Here is a 17,199-nt window from a genome sequence, read left to right as displayed (position 1 = left end):
CCTTTTCCACAGGATTAGGCACCAGGTTTTATTCCGGAATGGCGCTCCTATTCAGGAACAATCTTTTACGGTTCACTAATTCCTACAGCAAGCAAAAGGAAATATGCGAAAACCAACACTGCACCATTCAGAACAATTCCTGTTATAACAAACCATAGTTTTCTAGATACTATGGCAAAAATAATTCCAAGTACGGAAAGCACCGTAAACACGCTAATGCCCAATGTCAAATTCGCGTTAGGTCCTCTAATTATAAAGAAAAAGATTACACTTATTATTACGGTCAATATAGATAAGAATCCTAATATACTTTTTGTTCTTTTGTTCAAAATTGAACCCTCCATTCCATTAGTAATTTTTCAACAATCTGGCCCGTTTGTTGTATACCAATACTTTATATTCATTGTAACATAATGACTTCGCTCCCTCTAAAAAATCAGAAATTTCATTTAAGGTTTTGCGAATTAACACTTTAATTATATCGGTAAATAGCATCGAAAATAACAAGCATTTTGGCAGACACATTAACAAGTGTACATAAATTTATGTACATCTGATAATTTGTATGTTAATTGGTATGCTGTTTCATTATATAAATTGAAATAAAGACTGTATAAAAAAGAGGATACTAAAATCATTTGCGATTTGTATCCCTGAATTTCATATTATTTTATATTTTCTCTCCCTAAACTGAATCCGTTACTGTTTGAAAGTGTATTTTTGGTGTTATAATAGTTTTACCCTTATATTTGAGGGTAAAACTAGGTAAGACAACTAATATCAATAGTTTTGGAGTTTTACCCCGATATTACCGCGGGGTCTTCCGCCCGAAGTCAGCTTTACTCTCCCCCCATAATTTTGTTTCCCATTTAAGTATTTTATTCGAATATGTATTGTGGTTTAACCAGGTTATCGCGCGGTCAATTACTTTCCACAAGTATTCTGTAGACTCATTCCTTGGTATAGTTGTATTCACATGTTTTTTTCGAACCCAACTGATGGCTGTTCTGGAATCTGAATAAACAGGCAACGTACTATCTTTTTCCTTCATTAAAGCGAGCGCATGTACAATTGCTAGGAACTCCCCTATATTGTTTGTGCCATTAGAAACAGGACCAAAATGAAAAATCTCTTTTCCGTCTTTTGTATAAACCCCCTTATATTCCATGACTCCTGGGTTCCCGCTACACGCAGCATCCACACTTATACTTTCTTCAATAAATGTTGCTGACTGCTTCTTACTTGATGATTCCTTTTTGTGAATGGATTTTTTCATTGGAGCAGATCCATTTTTAAAGGCAATTTCTGCTTCCTCTTTTGAAGGGAAGGATTTGTACCTTGCACCTTTTACTCCTAGAACCTGTTTTTTACATTCTTCCCAAGTATCAAAGATCCCCGTCTTGTTCCCTGACCATACAACATAATATTTTTTCTTAGCCATGCCATCCCTCCTACTAACAACATATATATAAGACACTAATGCTCCATACTAAGCCATTTTATCTTACCTCATTTTTTTAAGAAAATGAAGAGTGGTATTAATTCTTAAGAGTCACAATCAGAAAGGGTTACTTTCTCCTTTCAAGCATAACACGGATCTATCCAGCATTGATAACCTATTTGTACATTATCATCGCTAGGAGTGTAGTGAAGGAATCTTCCTAAATTAGAAGAAAACTGGTATAGTTTGTATTAGAAAACTTGGCAACTTGCCAAGCCCTTTCGCAAGTTGACTTAGTTGCACTTATGCAGAAAGAAGTATGGATATACTTTCTTTACTGCCAATAAAAATTCGCAAAAGGAGATGAATTCGATGCCCCTTGAAGAAATGATCGAATACAACAGAGAATTTGTAGCAGGAAAAAAATATGAGATGTATGAAACAGATACCTATCCAAATAAGCGAATGGTTGTATTTACCTGTATGGAATCACGTCTAGTCGAATTACTCCCAAGAGCTTTAAACATTCAAAACGGCGATGTGAAAATGTTAAAAAATGCGGGTGCGATAATCCGTAAACCATTTGATAGCATTATGAAAAGTATTCTGGTTGCAGTATTTAAATTAAAAGCAGAAGAGATTATCGTCATTGGCCATCATGATTGTGGCATGTCGCAAGTTGATACAGAGGCGTTAACAAAAGGTATGACAGACCGCGGTATTACAGAAGAAACCATACATACACTTTCACACGGTGGGATAGATTTACATGAAGAATTCCATGGATTCGATACCGTCGAAGAATCTATCGCACAAAGTGTAGCAATCATACGCAACCACCCGCTTCTACCAAAAGAAGTTAACGTCCACGGATTAGTCATTGATCCAGGTACAGGAAAAGTAGATGTCGTTACGAAAGATGAAAATAACGCAGCAGTAAAATAATTTTGCAAAATAAATGAGGGTCAACACCAAAATTAATGGTTGAAATTAATGAATAATTATGGTAATAGGACTATCTAGCGGAGGAAAAACACGTAGACTCCTCGAAAATTCAGGACCAATTTTCTTCGTGCGATGCAATGCTGCCGTAGCCTTCCTTGTCCTGTGGGAATGCGCAGTGGGAAGACCCCACAGGAAAAAAGTGAACTTCTTTTTTCTGAGGCAGGTTAAGTTCGCGACGTCCTGTCGCAACACCTGCACTAGCACGTCCTGTGCGTCGAAGGCTGAGCTCAAGCCCACGGAAAGCGTAGTGTTTTTCCGCAGCGGCACTATAATTCATAATTACACCTAGTTTGTCAACCATAGATTTTGGTGAAGAGCCATAAATGAACAAGCGTTTTTATTGGAAGGAATAGCCATAGAGCTAATCCTTCCTTTTTTATCAGATAGTAAAGCATAATGAGTCCCCCCTAGAAAAGATGCTGTATGTTTATCCCAAAAACAGCACAACCTATAGCAACTAAGTTCCTATGGGAGGTATAGGTCAAATTGCAATTTAAAATAAGAAGCTATCACATTTTATGCATCATTGCGCTGTTTCTTTTCATAAGCGCATGTGGACAAGAAGAGCAAACGCAACCAAATGTTATTCATGATCAACCGAACACCTTGCTGCCAATGCAGTTCCAACCCGATCAAGAGGATGAACAAGAATTCGTACAGGATCCACCTAAACTTGATGGGGGTCCAGAGAAAATAATCAGGGAACCGAATCCTGTTTCTAATGAGAAGTTGGCAGATGAGTATCCCGATATTTTAGTTTTACGAGGTTCTCCTGATGACGATCGAGTGGCTTTAACATTTGATGATGGGCCGGATCCTCGCTTTACGCCAGATGTACTGGACAAATTAGAAGAACATGACGTCAAAGCTACTTTTTTCCTAATGGGAGAAAGAGTAGAAGCAAATCCAGAGCTTGCAACCCGGATTCATGAAGAAGGTCATGCAATAGGTAACCATACGTACACGCATCCGAATTTACCAGAAGCGGATGAAGCCGTGGAGAGATTGCAGTCAGAAGTACAGGATACAGAAGATGTAATTAACGATATTATTGGTTTCAGACCTAAACATTTTCGATCACCCTATGGTGCATTAAATGAAGAATTAGTAGAACCATTAGGCGAAATGAATTATTCAGTCGTCGGCTGGGATGTAGATTCCTTGGACTGGAAAGAGCTTGGTGTAGAAGAGATATCCGACAATGTGTTAAGCAATACCGTTCCAGGATCCATTATTCTCATGCATGATGGAGGTGACGTGGACACAGAGGAAGTGGACTTATCCGATACGCCCCGCTCATTAGATGAAATCATTCCGCAATTACAGGCGGACGGTATTGAATTTGTTACCGTTCCAGAGTTACTTGGAATTCCCGAGGAAAAATAACGCTAAACTAATATAAAAAACCTCATTCAGAGTGGGACGAGCATTCACGCGCATTCCTAGGACATCGCGTATTTAGTCAACCTGCCCATTAAACTACGATAAAACCTCTATTGGAATCTCCATTAGAGGTTTTAATCATATTAAAACTCCTAACTAACACAGATACTGTATGTTTTATCCAAAGGTTACACAGCCTATAACAACTATTTTTTAAAATTTGGAGGTATAGGTTAAAATGCTTTGTAAAATAAAACCATATAAAATATTCTTCATCGCTGCGCTAGTTCTTTTCGTGAGTGCTTGTGCACAAGACGATCAATCGACACCTGATGAAGATGCAACTCCTGATCAGCCGAAAACAGCGCCATTGCAGGATCAACAAGAAGAGCAAAATGAACAAGAAAACATTGATTTCGTACAGAATCAACCCCCGCTTGAAGGTGGAACTGAGGAAGAGGTACGGGAACCTCATCCTGTTTCTAATGAGAAACTACAAAGGCTGTACCCTGATATATTAGTATTACGTGGTACTCTTGAAGAAGATCGGGTCGCCCTAACATTTGATGATGGACCAGATCCACGATTTACGCCTGAAGTACTAGATGTTTTGGAAGAGTATGACGTTCCGGCTACCTTTTTCCTCGTAGGCTCAAGAGTAGAAGAGCATCCCGATCTTGTAAACCGGATTCATGAAGAAGGCCATGCAATAGGAAATCATACGTATTCGCACCCTAACTTGCCAGAAGAGGAAGAAGGGATAGGACGATTACAGTGGGAAGTAAGAGAGACAGAAGATGCGATTGCAGATGTTATCGGATTTCAACCCAGGCATTTCCGATCTCCCTATGGCATGTTGAATGAAGAGTTGGTAGAAGCATTAGGCGAAATGAATCACACAGTAGTTGGTTGGAATGTAGATTCCTTAGACTGGAAACAAATTAGTACAGAAGTAATCATCGATAATGTATTAAGCAACACAGGGCCAGGATCCATTATTCTCATGCATGACGCGGGGGATTCTGGTTTTGAGGATGAGGACCTATCATCCACGGCTCGCGCGTTAGATGAAATCATATCCAAATTACAGGCGGATGGTATTGAATTTGTTACGGTACCAGAATTAATTGGAGTTCCTGAGGCGAAGTAACGTTCGCATGTAGCTCCTCTATGACCAATGCAATAGAGGGGCTACATATTCTATCCGTATTTGTAAAACCTCGGCCACTCAACTATTATGAAATTGGTGCATGGTGTGATTTGTAACCCCATGACGATACAAATAACACGGCACAAAATTGCCTCAATGAAGGATAACTTCCCACCACATTGAGGCAAAGAGCCCGTGCTGTATACGTGAAATCCTCATTTGTAAAACCTTCAGAATGCGGGTAACCTGCTTGACTCAACAAATTACCAACTTCCTTCATCTCATATTTAGCAAAGTATAAAGTAACCTCAATTATTTTAATAAATATCAGCAATCCACGACAGCCGTTGAGTTTCCAAGATAGGTGTTGCTGAGGTTATTAAGTTCTGAAGCGGTTATTTTACTTTCCATTTCATGTTCCACCAATGTAAAACTTTTGCAATTATTCTCCCCTTCACGGTAGGAATTATTCGATTCACGACGCTGATTGCTTGAGTAGATTCAGATGAAAATTATTCCACACTTAGCTTTGTTTCATCATTATTGGTGAAGTTTTCATTCATGATTGATTGCCCGTTAAACTGTAATAAAACTCACCCAGTGAGAGATAATATTGCTTCAACGAAAATATATCAATAAAACCTCTCACTCAAACTTTCATTTGATTGTTTTTTATTTTTACATCCTATACACTATAATCAAACAATCATTTGAATGAAGGTGAAAAGGATGAGCAGAGAAAAAGTATTAACTAAATCCAACGATACATGCGACACCTTTTGTTTTGATGTGGAAAAAGTAAATCACATTCAACCAAAGATGGAACAAGTTCATGGAGTAGAAATGATTTTCAAGGCATTAGCAGACGCAACCCGCTTAAAAATTGCCTACGCTCTTACGTTAGAAAGGGAATTATGTGTGTGCGATGTTGCCAATATTATTGATTCTACTACTGCAACAGCTTCTCATCATTTACGGTTACTACGTAATATGGGATTAGCCAAATTTCGAAAAGAAGGAAAGTTAGTTTTCTATTCGCTTGAGGATGACCATGTTCGACAACTTGTATCGATAGCAATTATACATGCCCAAGAAGGTGAAAAGCATGATGGATAAAAATAACGTATATCGTTTGCAGGGTTTATCCTGTACAAATTGTGCAGCTAAATTTGAGAAAAACATACGTAATATTCATACGGTTGATGATGTACAGCTTAATTTTGGTGCAGCTAAAATCACTGTTAAAGGAGAAGCGTCCATCGACCAGTTGGAACAAGCAGGTGCATTCGACGGGATTAAAGTGTTTCCGGAGCGACAAAGACAACCAGAGGAAAAGAACTCCTTTTGGAAAAAAAGGGAAAATAGTACGGCCATGATTTCTTTAGTCTTTATCGTGATTGGATTTATTTTTCTCGTTCAATATGGAGAAAATAGCCCTCTAACCATTGGAACGTTTGGATTATCTATCATTATTGGCGGTTATGACTTATTCAAAATTGGATTAAAGAATCTGACAAAACTTGAATTTGATATGAAAACATTAATGACTGTCGCTATTATTGGTGCAGCTATTATTGGGGAATGGGCTGAAGGTGCGGTCGTTGTATTCCTATTTGCAGTGAGTGAAGCTTTAGAGGGATATTCGATGGATAAAGCCCGCCAGTCCATTAAGTCTTTGATGGATATTGCCCCGAATAAGGCAACGATAAGACGTGGAAATGAAACGATGGAAATCGATGTGGAAGATGTACAAATTGATGATATTATGCTGATCAAACCTGGACAGAAGCTTGCGATGGACGGTGAAGTCATTAACGGTCAATCCTCCATTAATCAGGCTTCGATAACAGGCGAATCCATCCCTGCCCATAAAGTGATTGGTGATGAAGTTTTTGCGGGAACCTTAAACGAAGAAGGTGCCCTAGAGGTTCGTGTTACTAAACTTGCGAAAGACACTACCATCGCTAAAATTATTCACTTAGTAGAAGAAGCTCAAGCTGAACGGGCACCATCTCAAGCATTTGTTGATAAATTTGCGAGATATTACACACCAGCCATCATGGTGGTTGCTTTGTTGGTTGCCATTATCCCCCCACTTTTATTCGGAGCGGATTGGTATCCGTGGGTCTATAGTGGATTAGCCGTGCTGGTTGTGGGTTGCCCTTGTGCATTGGTTATTTCAACACCAGTTGCCATTGTAACCGCAATAGGAAATGCGGCACGTAAAGGTGTTTTAATTAAAGGTGGAATCCATTTAGAAGAAACAGGCAAATTGAAAGTAGTCGCTTTTGATAAAACCGGAACACTAACAGAAGGAAAACCAGAAGTTACGGATATAGTAAATGTATCTGAAATGTCGAACAAGGAACTTTTAAGCGTTGCAACAGCGATTGAATCCTTTTCACAACACCCGCTTGCCTCAGCCATAACTCGTAAAGCTGAAGCAAGTCATGCTAATATGTACACGGCAGAATACTTCCAATCCATTACAGGAAAAGGAGCAAGAGCATCGATAAATAATACGGTGTACTTTATTGGTAAACCCAACTTATTTGAAGAGATGGTTTCGATTCCAACTGATCTCAATCAAGAAATTATAGAACTACAAACACAGGGTAAGACGGTTATGCTACTCGGAACCGAGCAAGAAATAAAGGGATTAATTGCGGTAGCAGACCAAGTTCGAAAAAGTAGCCTTTCTGTCATTCAAAAACTCCATAAACTCGGCATTGAAAAAACAGTTATGCTAACAGGTGATAATGTTGCAACAGGAAAAGCAATTGGAAAGCAGTTAGGCATAAGTGAGACCAAAGCGGAACTTTTACCACAGGATAAATTAGATTCGATTAAAAAATTAAACGAACAAAATGGAAATGTTGCAATGATTGGTGATGGTATAAACGACGCACCTGCATTAGCAACTTCAACAGTCGGCATTGCCATGGGTGGAGCCGGAACCGATACAGCGCTCGAAACGGCTGATATTGCACTAATGGCTGACGATTTGGCGAATCTTCCATATACCATTGCCCTGAGCCGAAAAACATTAGCCATTATCAAACAAAATGTCACTTTTTCAATTGTAATAAAGGCGGCTGCACTTCTGCTTGTCATTCCAGGATGGCTGACGCTATGGCTGGCTATATTTGCTGATATCGGCGCCACGTTGATTGTTATACTCAATTCACTAAGATTGATGAAAACAAAGTTTGATCATTAAAAAGAAAAGGCGCTCCCCCATTAGAGGAAAGCGCCTTTTTCATGCCTATCTATTTTTCAATTATTCTTTGGTGAATTCAATCGTACTTCTCACTGTATCAATCGGACGAACTGATTTTTCGATTTCATCACGTTTTGGTTCTAACATTGGCGGTAATGATAATTTTTCACCAAGTGTTTCATAAGGTTCGTCATCCATAAACCCTGGACCATCTGTTGCAAATTCAAATAAAATTTGTGGTGCAACTTGTGTATACAAGGAACCGAAAAAGAAGCGATCGACAAACCCTGATGTTTGAAATCCGAAATCTTTCATGCGTTTATTCCATTCTTCTAGAACGGAACGATCCTCAACACGAAATGCCGCATGATGAACGGTACCGAACCCTTGTTTAGCTTGTGGAAGGACTGCATTATATTCTACTACCACTTGCGCACCGTTTCCTCCTTCACCGCCTTCAAATAAATGGAAGGAGCCTTCCTTATCGATTTCTTTATATAACAGCACTTTTTCCATTACTTCTTTAAAGTAATCAAAATTAGCGATACGAACAAAAATTGGCCCTAATCCGGTAATGGCGTACTCAAGTGGAATTGGCCCTTTTTGCCACGGCGTACCAGCAGCAACTCCTTCATTGCCCTCATCTGAAATCAATTGATACTGCTGATCATCGAAATCGACGAACGAAAGCACTTTTTTACCAAATTGCTCTTTAATGCCGGTATGATTTACTTCTAAACGATCGAAACGGGCCACCCAATAATCTAATGCCTCATTACTTGGTACTCGGAATGACGTTTTTGAAATCTCATTCGTACCATGCACTCCTTTGGGAGCGCCTGGGAAGTCAAAGAACGTCATGTCTGTACCTGGACTGCCTGTGTCATCTGCAAAAAATAAATGATAGGTATGAATATCATCCTGATTCACTGTTTTCTTTACTAAACGCATGCCTAAAACATACGTAAAAAATTCATAGTTCTTCTCCGCATTACTCGTAATCGCTGTTACGTGGTGCATTCCTTTTAGTTCGTTCATTATAAGTCCCTCCAATTGAGTATCAAACTTCGCTTACTATTTCCAACTAAAAACGAAACTGTTTTAATTAAGATATCTTTAATTAAATATAAATATATCATTTCATATAGGTTCTGTCAAAAGATTGATATTACGTCCATACAATAATTTGAGTTACATTTAGAAAACTTAGCCTTCTGTGATAGAAGATTATTAAAACAATAGATATGCCCTACTAATTTCATGTTTTCTTTCCCGTAAATTGTGGAAGTCCCTTAATATAGTATCAAGGAGTGGAAGACATGAAAAAACTAATAAATTTGGCAAAATCCAATATCGTATTCATACTAGCAGCTATTATTGTTTTTAGTGTTGTGTTATGGGGGATGCTCTCAGCTGAATCCATGACCGTAATGACAACAAGTCTTATGGATCAAATTTCAGAAAATCTTGGCTGGTTTTATGTACTTTCTACCGCTTTATTCGTCGGTTTTTGCTTCTATTTAGGATTTGGCCCCTATCGTCACATGAAGTTAGGAAGAAAGGATGAAAAACCTGAATACTCCTACTTCACTTGGATTGGGATGCTTTTTGCTGCTGGAATGGGAGTTGGGCTTGTATTTTGGGGTATTGGAGAACCTTTATCTCATTTCGCAAATCCTCCTGGCGATATAGAAGAAGGAACGCAAGAAGCTGCGGAATCTGGATTATTATGGAGTATATTTCACTGGGGATTTCATCCATGGGCGATTTATGCAGTGGTTGCACTCGGTTTAGCTTTTGCCAAGTACCGGAAAAACCTTCCTGGCTTAATTAGTTCGTCCTTCTACCCATTAATCGGGGAAAACATACATAAGTGGCCCGGGAAAATGGTTGACATTATTGCGATTGTAGCTACAACTGTTGGTATTGCGACCTCTTTTGGGCTGAGCACCCTCCAATTCGGTAGTGGATTAACTGAAATTTTTGGTCTCCCAAATAATGCAGTCGTTCAAATGGCGATTATCGTTGTCGTAACTATTATCTTTCTATTATCTGTTGTATCTGGATTAAATAAGGGAATGAAATATTTAAGTGTTTCCAATCTTGGTCTTGGAGCAATCTTATTACTAACGATTATTATCATCGGCCCAACTGTCTTTATTTTTGAACATTTTTCAAAAACATTAGGGAATTATACTTCCAGTTTTATCAATCTCAGTTTCAACACCACACCTTATTCAGGTAATGAATGGATGGGAGAATGGACATTATTTTACTGGGCATGGATTATATCCTGGAGCCCGTTTGTCGGAACATTTATAGCGAGAGTATCTAAAGGTCGTACGCTGGGAGAATTTATCCTAGGTGTGTTGTTTGTCCCTACATTGGTAACCGCTCTATGGTTTGTTGCGTTTGGAGGAACAGGTCTTCACATGGAAATGAATGAAAATGCTAATTTTGCCTCAGATATATATGAGACACCTGAAGTTGGTTTATTTCTTGTGCTTGAACAATTACCGGGAGGATTTATTCTTAATCTGGCTTCCCTTGTACTAATAGGTATTTTTTTCATTACATCGGCAAATTCCGCAACATACGTACTTGGTGTGTTTTCTTCATCAGGGGATCTAAATCCCAAAAATACAGTTCTCGTCGTTTGGGGTCTGCTCATTTCTTCCATTGCGTCCGTGCTATTACTTAGTGGCGGATTGGATGGTATGCAAGCAATCTCAACAATAACCGCCCTCCCATTTTCTATCATTATGATTTTGATGATGCTAGCCATCGTTCGTTCCTTGAAAAAAGAAGGAAAGGATAAAGATAAAGTAAAAAAAGAAGAAGACTGGTAAAAAAAACAAGCATAATGATATGCTCGTTTTTTCACCGATTATTTAGTTCGACTCTGCTGCTCGACTTTTACCTTTAATAAAGAAAGCTAATACAAGACCGACAATAGCAGTGACTCCTGCAACGATAAAGGATACATTAACGCCATGTATCGCTCCTTGTACACCCTCATCAGGTATAGCTGCAGATGACATTACCGTTACAAGCAACGCTGTCCCAACTGCACCTGCTACTTGACGCATCGTATTGTTCATCGCTGTCCCATGTGGGATTAAATCTTCTGGAAGCTGATTTAATCCAGCTGTGGTTACTGGCATCATTACCATTGCAACCCCGAGCATCCTCACGGCATTGACAATTGCGATATAACTAAACGTTGTCTGAACCGTTAGATTTGTAAACATGAACGTTGTAATGGTCAAAATAGACAATCCAATAATCGATAGCCATCTGGCACCAAATTTATCAAATAATCTTCCTGTAATAGGATTCATGATTCCCATTAAGATCGCACCTGGCATTAACGCTAACCCAGATTCCAATGCGGTAAAGCCAAGCATATTTTGCATGAGTAACGGTAAAACAACTGCCGCTCCAATCATAGCAATAAACACAGTCATACCTAAAATGGTTGTGATTGTAAATACTTTATATTTAAATATCCTAAATTCAAGTATTGGTGTTTCTAATTTCAGCTGCCTCAAAATAAACCATGTAAGCGTGATAGCACCAACAAACATGGAAATAATAACTTGCGCACTCGTCCATCCACTATCACCTGCAGTACTAAATCCATATAACAAACCACCAAACCCTAAGGTCGAAAGCATAATTGATAAAACATCTACTTTTGGATTCGTCTGTTTTGTAACATTTTTAAGAATGAAATAAGCTACGATAATATCAATGATAACAATTGGCATGATTACATAAAATAAGCTTCTCCATGGAAAATTCTGTACTAGATAACCAGATAGAGTAGGGCCTATTGCTGGAGCAAAAGCAATAACTAATCCAAACATTCCCATAGCTGTTCCGCGTTTTTCAACAGGAAAGACAAGAAACAGTATCGTTTGCATCAGCGGCATGATAATACCTGCACCAGCTGCTTGAAGAACTCTTCCTGCCATTAATACGGAAAAAGTTGGTGCAATTGCGCAAATCAACGTCCCTAGACCGAAAATAGTCATGGCCGTGAGAAACAATCCTCTTGTTGTAAATCGTCCGATCAAAAAAGCAGTGACTGGTATCATAATTCCATTAACAAGCATGAAAATAGACTGAAGCCACTGAGCCGTATTGGCATTCAAATTCAAATCAGCCATAATATGGGGCAATGCCGTGCCTAATAAAGTCTGATTCAGGATAGCGACAAATGCACCTGAAATTAATACGATCATTAGTGGTACTCTATTGATACTGGGTTCCCCTGATCGTGGAGGCACTTGATTATGAACCATATTCTTCCTTCTTTCTATAATATAAATAACTATTTAGTGCGTGTTCAACACTCTATTACACGAGTACATAGCAGTTTGATCACTAGGGTAAACCCCTATAATTTCAAGTGATTTTTCGTCCACACATATTACACACAAGATTATATAATAACATATTAAAGCCACGATTAAAACAAATAACACTTTGATGCCTATTTCAGCTATTAAGGCAGTTCATTTCCCGCAGCACGATACACTTCGTACCATTCTTCCCTCGTAAGACTTGTATTAGAAGCTTCTGCAATTTCTGCTAAACGATTCGGATTCATTGTTCCTACAACGGTTTGTATTTTTGCTGGATGACGCAATATCCATGCAGCGGCGATCGCCGATTTATTTGTACCTTTTTTATCAGCAATTTCCTGCAATTTCGCATTGATTTCTGGAAACGCATCATTATCTATAAATACACCACCGAAGTTACCGTGTTGAAATGGTGACCATGCTTGAATCGTCAAATCATTCAAACGACTGTAGTCCAGAATACTCCCGTCACGATTAATAGCATTTTCAGCTTTCGTATTAACCTGTAGACCTGCATCAATCATACCAGTATGCATGACACTGAGTTGCATCTGATTTACGATCAAATCCTGATCCACATACTTTTTCAAGAGTTCAATTTGCATTGGATTATGGTTACTGACCCCGAAATGACGCACTTTACCGCTTTCTTTCAATTCTTTAAAGGCCTCAGCAACTTCTTCTGGTTCAACCAATGTATCAGGACGGTGAAGCAATAATACATCGATATAATCTGTCTTCAACCTATCCAGACTACCTTCGACCCCTCTTTGAATATGTTCTTTAGAAAAATCAAAGAACCCCTCCCGAATACCAACTTTTGATTGTAGGAACATACGCTCTCGAATCGAAGGTTTCATTTCAATCGCTTTTGCAAATTTTTTCTCAGATTCTCCCCCACCATAAATATCGGCATGGTCAAAGAAGTTAATTTCAAGTTCCATTGCACGTTGAATCACATTCGCTGCATCTATATCTGAAAGCCCACTCATTCGCATACATCCAAGAGAGATTTCAGAGACTTCTAAATTATTTTTTCCCAATTGAATAGTATTCATTAAAAACACCTCTCATTCATTTAAGCTTAACATTTATGCTTTAGATATGCCTTCTAATAAGTTAGATTTAGAAAACTTGGTTGTCACCAAGCCTTTAGGTGACAACCTTAGTTGCACTTATGCAGTAAGAAAGTTTTTATACTTTGTTAACTGCAAATAAAGACAAGCGTTTTATGCTGAACGCTTGCCTTAATTACTTTATAATACTTTATGCAGAAATTCCTTTGTTCTATCGGATTGTGGGTTTGTAAACAACTCTTCGGGTTTTCCTTCTTCAACTATATACCCATCATCCATAAACAAAACACGGTCGCCTACTTCCCTGGCAAAACCCATTTCATGTGTTACGACAAACATTGTCATTCCTTCGTTAGCCAACTGTTTCATAACTTCAAGAACCTCTCCGATTAGTTCAGGATCTAGAGCCGAAGTCGGTTCATCAAACAACATCATTTTAGGTTCCATTGCAAGCGCTCGGGCAATTGCAACACGTTGTTGTTGCCCTCCTGAAAGCTGACTAGGATACTGATCAGCTTTTTCAGCTAAGCCTACCTTTTCAAGCAGCTTCTCCCCGCGTTCGCGCGCTTCTTCACTACTAAGTTTCCGAACTTTTTGCGGAGCAAGCATGATATTTTCAATTACTTTTTTATGTGGAAACAAGTTGAACTGTTGAAATACCATACCCACTTCTGCACGGATCAAATTAATATTTGTTTTCGAATCTTTCAAGTTCTCACCGTCTACAATTACATCACCGCTCGTAATTGATTCCAACATATTTAAACAACGGAGAAACGTACTTTTGCCAGATCCACTTGGACCAATTACACAGACAACTTCCGATGGTTCAATCTGACAATTGATTCCTTTTAACACTTCATTTTTTCCAAAGCTTTTGTGTAAATCCTGTACTTTAATCATTGGATATCCAACCTTCTTTCTATAACCCGCAACACAAGGGATAAGGTTAATGTTATTGCAAGATAAAATACAGCCACCGCTGTGTAAATCTCAACCGCGTTAAAATGATTGGCTGCTATATTTCTTCCCTGAAACATAAGTTCTGGAACAAGAATAACGGATAGTAAGGATGTATCTTTTATACTTATAATAAACTGGTTCCCTAGTGGTGGAATCATACGTTTAAATGCTTGTGGCCAAACGATGTGACGCATCGTCTGATTTTCATTTAACCCCAGAGAGCGTCCCGCTTCCATCTGACCTTTGTCAACAGACTGCACGGCACCACGTACAATTTCAGCAATGTAAGCCCCTGAGTTCAACGCAATAACTAAGATACCTGCCGTGATGGAATCCATATTGTATTGGGTAATTAACGGTAGCGCAAAGAATATCCAGATTGCTTGTACCAGCACTGGGGTACCTCGAACAACTTCAATATATACACTGGCAATACCATAAATAATTTTATTGTTGGAAATCCGGCCAAGTCCAAAGATAGCACCTAAAATAAATCCGATTAATAGACCAGCGACAGATATTAACAGGGTGTAGTACAAGCCAGTTCCTAATTGTGGTAAGAAGTCAACTACACCTGCCCAATTAAAATTCGTCATAAATTTTCACCTCTCTTTAAAAATATTCGCACACCACATGAGATAAACTCGGCATTTCTCATCCAACAAAGAAGGCATGGTAATAAATCAATAAAATAAAACTAAGGCCTATCTATATATTCGGAGATAAGCCTTAGTCTGTCCGTTATTTTCATTGAAGCATACCTCTGAGTTGTTGTATATAACTGTATCTATCTTAGTTATTCTGCTGAGCCAAACCATTCTTCATAGATTTCTTCGTATGTGCCGTTTTCACGTAATGTTGCTAAGGATTCGTTGATGGCTTCTACTAATTCCTCGTTACCTGGGGTAATTGCAATACCATAATCTTCCGCTTGATACAGATCACCAACTACTTTTAAGTCATCTCCTGCGGTTTGAATATAGTACCGGACGTTCGGGTCATCATACAAAACAGCATCTGTACTACCATTTTCTACTGACAAGTACGCTTGGTCCAACTGTTCAAATTCATTACCCTCTGCTCCGTCAATGTTCTCTTCTATATAAGTTGCGCTTGTTGAACCTAGACGAGTCGCAATTTCCTTTCCTTCCAAGTCTTCAATTCCTTCGATATCTTCATTGTCTGCAGGCACTCCGATTGCCAGGCCGGATTCGAAGTATGGATCACTATAATCGATTACTTCTTTTCTTTCTTCCGTTATACCGATCCCCGCAATAGCAATATCAAATTGTCCTGTCTGTAATCCAGGAATAATACCGTCAAAGTTGGTTGTTTCCATATCTATTTCAAAACCAGCCTCATCTGCAACGGCATTGATCAGGTCAATATCAAACCCTACAAGTTCTCCGTCTTCCATAAATTCAAAAGGCACAAAGGAATTATCGGATACAACCGTATATGTATCTTCCAATTCGCTCTCTTCCACATCACCGCCTTCATCATCGCTTCCTTCTGCATTATCACCGTCACCATTACCATTACCATTACCATCCGTTCCACAAGCTGCCAAAACAAACATAAGCGCAAGTGCTAAAAATATAATTACCTGTAGTCTCCATTTACTTGTTTTCATTACGATTTCCCCCTAAACTTTTTGTACTCTCTTTAAACTAATATTAAAATAATACCAAACATTACTATTTAACTAAAATCGATTATTCAGTCATTTGAGAATATAAATAGCCTTACAATTCCATTTACGCAATATAAGTCTCTATTTCTTACATTAACTTTAAAATTGAAACAGGTAGGTAGGTGCCTGTCACTTCCCGGTTTTTGTCGAATCATATTTTTTGGTCATCAGCAACGCTCTAAATACATTCTTCCTTTTTCTTTCCTCAGAACATGCCTCCTTAAAGCACCCTATGATACCTCAACGCCTGATAATCTTCTCCTTCAATAATTCCGTACTCGTCCTGCTCATGTATATAAATAAACCCTTTTGCTTCATAAAATGGAATCCCTTTATTATTCCATTTTGTAACACTTACCCATTGTTCTTTGGCACCATATTCTTTCAGTTCATTCGTAACAGCGTCAAGAAGCTTCGTTCCTAATCCTTCACCTTTGCGCTCGGGATCCAAATACAATACAAATAATTCCCCGTGATTTTCGCTGATCATCCCGCCCGCACCAGCACCAACAACTTCCTCATCATCAACAGCAACAAACCATCCATTCCAACCTTTGCTCGTTGTTGTAACTTCTTTTATTATTCTTTCACGAGTATAAAATTCTTTTATCATCCTATTTATGTATTCACTTGAAAGCAGTTCACCGTATGTAGCCCAATAACTATCAATACAAACTTTTGCAATTCCATCCGCATGTTCCGGTGTTGCTTTTTGAATGGTTATCATATGAAGTCACTCCTTATATTCTCTTGATTCTAACCTCTTTTATATACTATCGATTATCATCCTTCTTCTGTTTTCTCTTATTTAAAAACTTCCTTACAAAAGGATATATAAGTGGTCCATATCTTATAATTCTTCTTAGCAATCGTCCCATCGCTGTCTCCTCCATTTCAC

At 38.6% G+C, this 17,199-nt stretch carries 15 protein-coding genes; 6 read left to right on the top strand and 9 right to left on the bottom strand.

Annotated features, from left to right (window positions below; genetic code table 11):
* Window positions 1-65: 65 nt before the first annotated feature.
* Window positions 66-329 carry a hypothetical protein gene (locus OLD84_RS06050; protein WP_245301612.1) on the bottom strand — a complete coding sequence of 88 codons (264 nt, stop codon included), beginning with the start codon at window positions 327-329 and terminating at the stop codon, window positions 66-68.
* 479 nt (window positions 330-808) lie between these two features.
* A complete protein-coding gene (locus OLD84_RS06045; protein ID WP_209463647.1) occupies window positions 809-1,441 on the bottom strand; it encodes a ribonuclease H1 domain-containing protein in 633 nt (210 codons plus the stop codon).
* A 372-nt stretch (window positions 1,442-1,813) separates the two neighbouring features.
* Here OLD84_RS06045 and OLD84_RS06040 point away from each other — a divergent pair, with 372 nt between their 5' ends.
* From OLD84_RS06040 to OLD84_RS06020, 5 genes are all read left to right on the top strand, one after another.
* Window positions 1,814-2,386, top strand: coding sequence for a beta-class carbonic anhydrase (locus OLD84_RS06040; RefSeq protein WP_209463648.1), 573 nt, complete (start codon window positions 1,814-1,816; stop codon window positions 2,384-2,386).
* A gap of 546 nt (window positions 2,387-2,932) precedes the next feature.
* Window positions 2,933-3,832 (top strand): polysaccharide deacetylase family protein, encoded by a 900-nt coding sequence (locus OLD84_RS06035; RefSeq protein ID WP_209463649.1) that lies wholly within the window; start codon window positions 2,933-2,935, stop codon window positions 3,830-3,832.
* A gap of 235 nt (window positions 3,833-4,067) precedes the next feature.
* Complete coding sequence (locus tag OLD84_RS06030) at window positions 4,068-4,979, top strand: polysaccharide deacetylase family protein (RefSeq protein WP_209463650.1); 912 nt, start codon at window positions 4,068-4,070, stop codon at window positions 4,977-4,979.
* A gap of 729 nt (window positions 4,980-5,708) precedes the next feature.
* Window positions 5,709-6,095: an ArsR/SmtB family transcription factor gene (locus tag OLD84_RS06025; RefSeq protein WP_209463651.1), complete on the top strand. Its 387-nt coding sequence runs from the start codon at window positions 5,709-5,711 to the stop codon at window positions 6,093-6,095.
* A complete protein-coding gene (locus tag OLD84_RS06020) occupies window positions 6,085-8,199 on the top strand; it encodes a heavy metal translocating P-type ATPase (RefSeq protein WP_209463652.1) in 2,115 nt (704 codons plus the stop codon). Before OLD84_RS06025 ends, OLD84_RS06020 begins: the two co-directional genes overlap by 11 nt.
* Before the next feature lie 60 nt (window positions 8,200-8,259).
* Here OLD84_RS06020 and OLD84_RS06015 read toward each other — a convergent pair whose 3' ends face one another.
* The gene (locus OLD84_RS06015) at window positions 8,260-9,237 is read right to left on the bottom strand and encodes a ring-cleaving dioxygenase (RefSeq protein ID WP_209463653.1); all 978 of its coding nucleotides are present in this window, start codon (window positions 9,235-9,237) and stop codon (window positions 8,260-8,262) included.
* A gap of 281 nt (window positions 9,238-9,518) precedes the next feature.
* Here OLD84_RS06015 and OLD84_RS06010 point away from each other — a divergent pair, with 281 nt between their 5' ends.
* Window positions 9,519-11,048 (top strand): BCCT family transporter, encoded by a 1,530-nt coding sequence (locus tag OLD84_RS06010; protein ID WP_209463654.1) that lies wholly within the window; start codon window positions 9,519-9,521, stop codon window positions 11,046-11,048.
* Between the two features lie 42 nt (window positions 11,049-11,090).
* On the opposite strand, the gene OLD84_RS06005 is transcribed toward OLD84_RS06010, so the two are convergent.
* The 6 genes from OLD84_RS06005 to OLD84_RS05980 all read right to left on the bottom strand — a co-directional run bounded on the left by OLD84_RS06005 (window position 11,091) and on the right by OLD84_RS05980 (window position 17,028).
* Window positions 11,091-12,506, bottom strand: coding sequence for a DHA2 family efflux MFS transporter permease subunit (locus tag OLD84_RS06005; RefSeq protein ID WP_209463655.1), 1,416 nt, complete (start codon window positions 12,504-12,506; stop codon window positions 11,091-11,093).
* Window positions 12,507-12,709: 203 nt separating this feature from the next.
* Entirely contained in the window at window positions 12,710-13,627 is a 918-nt protein-coding gene (locus tag OLD84_RS06000) for an aldo/keto reductase (RefSeq protein WP_209463656.1), read from the bottom strand.
* Between the two features lie 198 nt (window positions 13,628-13,825).
* Complete coding sequence (locus OLD84_RS05995; RefSeq protein ID WP_209463657.1) at window positions 13,826-14,548, bottom strand: amino acid ABC transporter ATP-binding protein; 723 nt, start codon at window positions 14,546-14,548, stop codon at window positions 13,826-13,828.
* Entirely contained in the window at window positions 14,545-15,204 is a 660-nt protein-coding gene (locus tag OLD84_RS05990) for an amino acid ABC transporter permease (protein ID WP_209463658.1), read from the bottom strand. Before OLD84_RS05990 ends, OLD84_RS05995 begins: the two co-directional genes overlap by 4 nt.
* A gap of 200 nt (window positions 15,205-15,404) precedes the next feature.
* Window positions 15,405-16,241, bottom strand: coding sequence for a transporter substrate-binding domain-containing protein (locus tag OLD84_RS05985; protein WP_209463659.1), 837 nt, complete (start codon window positions 16,239-16,241; stop codon window positions 15,405-15,407).
* 280 nt (window positions 16,242-16,521) lie between these two features.
* The gene (locus tag OLD84_RS05980; protein ID WP_209463660.1) at window positions 16,522-17,028 is read right to left on the bottom strand and encodes a GNAT family N-acetyltransferase; all 507 of its coding nucleotides are present in this window, start codon (window positions 17,026-17,028) and stop codon (window positions 16,522-16,524) included.
* Window positions 17,029-17,199: the final 171 nt, after the last annotated feature.

This window comes from Virgibacillus natechei (assembly GCF_026013645.1).
In the GTDB taxonomy this organism is placed as follows: Bacteria; Bacillota; Bacilli; order Bacillales; family Amphibacillaceae; genus Virgibacillus_L; species Virgibacillus_L natechei.
The sequence above is the reverse complement of the archived record's forward strand: the minus strand, read 5'-3'. Positions and strand labels throughout refer to the sequence as shown.